This is a genomic window from Inquilinus sp. (genome assembly GCF_057815775.1).
Map to the genome: position 1 here is coordinate 1 of NZ_JBYRFX010000624.1, position 2,713 is coordinate 2,713.

Consider the following 2,713-nt stretch of genomic DNA (forward strand, 5'->3'; position numbering starts at 1 on the left):
AGCGGCATCAAGGTCACGGTGCTGGGCGCCGAACCGACCCCCGGTGCGATCAAGGCGATGATCGACAGCGGCAATGTGGTGTGGGACTGCACCGACGCCGACGGCTTCTACCTGCCGATCCTGAGCAAGCAGGGGCTGATCCAGCCCTATGACTACAGCAAGGTCGACAAGACCAAGGTGCGGCCGGAATTCGTCTTCGACTACGGCTGCGCCACCTACATGTATTCGACCGTCAACGCCTTCAGCCTGGACAAGACCGGCGGCAAGACGCCGAACGGCTTCAAGGACTACCTGAACTTCAAGGATTTCCCGGGCAAGCGCGCCATCTACAAATGGCTGGTCGGGTCGCTGGAGGCGGTGCTGATCGGCGCGGGGGTCGAGCCGGACAAGCTGTATCCGCTCGACGTCAAGAAGGCGTTCGCCATCATCAAGGACAACCGCGACCAGTTCCTGCTGTGGGGCGGCGGGGCCGAAAGCCAGCAGCTGTTCCGTGACGGCGAGGTGGCGATGGGCCCGATCTGGTGCACCCGCGCCTCGGTGCTGGACCGCGATTCCGGCGGCAAGATCACCTGGACCTGGGATCACGGCATCGTCGCGCCGGGCGTGGCGCCGGTGCTGGTGAAGAATCCGGCCGGGCCGGCGGTGTTCGACTACCTCGCCTCGACCCAGACGCCGGAGCGGCAGGTCGAGCTGCTGAAGCTGCTCGGCAACGGCCCGGCCAACCCGGCGGCGAGCGCCAGCCTACCGCCGGAGCTGCAGAAGATCGATTGCGGCTACGAGCCCAACTTCAAGCGCCAGATCCCGATCGACAGCGCGTGGTACGCCGAGAATTACGACACCGTGCAGAACGACTTCCTCGACCTGATGGCGGGCTGAGGCATGGCAGCGACCGCCCTCAGCGCAGCTCCAACCGTCGCGCGGCGCCGTGCGCCCGCGTCGGCCTGGGCGCTGGTGCTGCCGCTGATGGCGGCGCTGCTACTGCTGTACCTGGTGCCGCTGGCCAACATCCTGTGGATCAGCGTCACCGACCCGGTGCCAGGCCTCGGCAACTACCAACGCCTGGTCGACTCCGACGCCATGCAGCGGGTGCTGTGGACCACCTTCCGCGTCGCCGCCTGGACCACGCTGTGCGCGCTGCTGCTCGGCTACCTCGTCGCCTATGTCATGCTGCATGCGGCGCCGCGGCACCGGCTGTGGATCACCGCCTTCGTGCTGGTGCCGTTCTGGGTGTCGGTGCTGGTGCGCGCCTTCGCCTGGCTGACCCTGCTGCGCAGCGAGGGGCTGGTGAACGGGGCGCTGGCCGGCCTCGGCCTGATCACCGAGCCGCTGCCGCTGGTGCGCAACGAGTTCGGCGTGCTGGTCGGCATGGTGCACTACATGGTGCCCTACGCCGTGCTGCCGCTCTATGCCGGGATGAAGGGCATCGATCCTGCCCTGAGTGCCGCGTCGCGCTCGCTCGGCGCCGGGCCGCTACGCACCTTCGCCAGAGTGTTCCTGCCGCTGTCCCTGCCCGGGATCTTCGCCGCCGGCCTGCTGGTCTTCGTGCTGTCGCTCGGCTTCCTGGTCACGCCGGCGATCCTGGGCGGCGGCAAGGTGGTGATGATCGCCGAATACGTCCGGCTGCAGATCTTCCAGACCGTGCGCTGGGGCGTCGGCACCATGATGGCGTCGGTGCTGCTGCTGTCGGTGCTGCTGCTGCTCGCGGCGCTGTCGCGGGTGGTCGATGTGCGGCGCCTGTTCGGTGGAGGGGCCTGATGCGCTGGTCCGTCCTGGTCGCCCTGTGCTGGGCGGTGCTGCTGTTCCTGATGCTGCCGACCCTGGTGGCGATGCCGCTGTCGGTGACGCCGAACCGCTATCTGTCGCTGCCGACCGACGGCGTCTCCTTCCAGCATTACGAGACGCTGTTCGGCGACCCGGTGTGGCGGTCGGCGATGCTGCAGAGCCTCGGCATCGGCCTGGCCGTCACCGTGCTGGCGGTGACGCTGGGCACGCTGGCGGCGATCGGGCTGTGGCGGCTGTCCTCGGCGCTGGGCGAGCTGGCGCGGATGCTGGCGCTGGCGCCGCTGATCGTGCCGCCGGTGGTCTCCGCCCTCGCCTTCTACCGGTTTTTCGCCAATCTCGGCCTGCTCGACAGCTTCGCCGGGGTGATCCTGGCCCACACGCTGCTGGCCACGCCCTATGTGCTGGTCACGGTGTCGGCCGCGCTGGCCGCGGTCGACCCGCGCCAAGACCAGGCGTCACGCTCGCTCGGCGCCTCGCAGTCCCAGACCGTGCGCTGGGTGATCCTGCCGCAGATCCTGCCCGGCATCCTGGCCGGCGCGGTGTTCGCCTTCCTCACCTCCTGGGACGAGATCGTGGTGACGCTCTTCATCGCCGCCCGCGCCGTCTACACCCTGCCGCGGAAGATGTGGGACGGCATCAACGATCAGGTCGACCCGACCATCGCCGCGGCGGCGACCGTGCTGTTCGCCGTCACCCTGCTGCTGGTGATCCTGCAGATCCTGCGCGCCAGCCGAGAGCCGGCGTCTTCCGACCGAGAGGTTGTGCGATGATCAAGACGAGCCCGGCCGAGACGGCGCCGGAAGGCTTCACCTGGACCCTGCCGGCAGCCTGGTACCGCGACCCCGAGCGCTACGAGCAGGAGCGCACGCGCATCTTCGCCCGCAACTGGATGCTGTTCACCTGGTCGGGTCGGCTGCAGGCGCCCGGCGAC

General features: G+C 68.8%; 3 protein-coding genes. All 3 read left to right on the forward strand.

The features are described 5' to 3' along the window. The coding region (locus AC3XYG_RS21790) for an extracellular solute-binding protein (protein WP_489141965.1) at positions 1-876 on the forward strand (876 nt) is incomplete at its 5' end. 3 nt (positions 877-879) lie between these two features. Continuing rightward, positions 880-1,755: an ABC transporter permease gene (locus AC3XYG_RS21795; protein WP_489141966.1), complete on the forward strand. Its 876-nt coding sequence runs from the start codon at positions 880-882 to the stop codon at positions 1,753-1,755. Further along, a complete protein-coding gene (locus AC3XYG_RS21800) occupies positions 1,755-2,552 on the forward strand; it encodes an ABC transporter permease (protein WP_489141967.1) in 798 nt (265 codons plus the stop codon). Before AC3XYG_RS21795 ends, AC3XYG_RS21800 begins: the two co-directional genes overlap by 1 nt. The last annotated feature ends 161 nt before the right edge of the window (positions 2,553-2,713 follow it).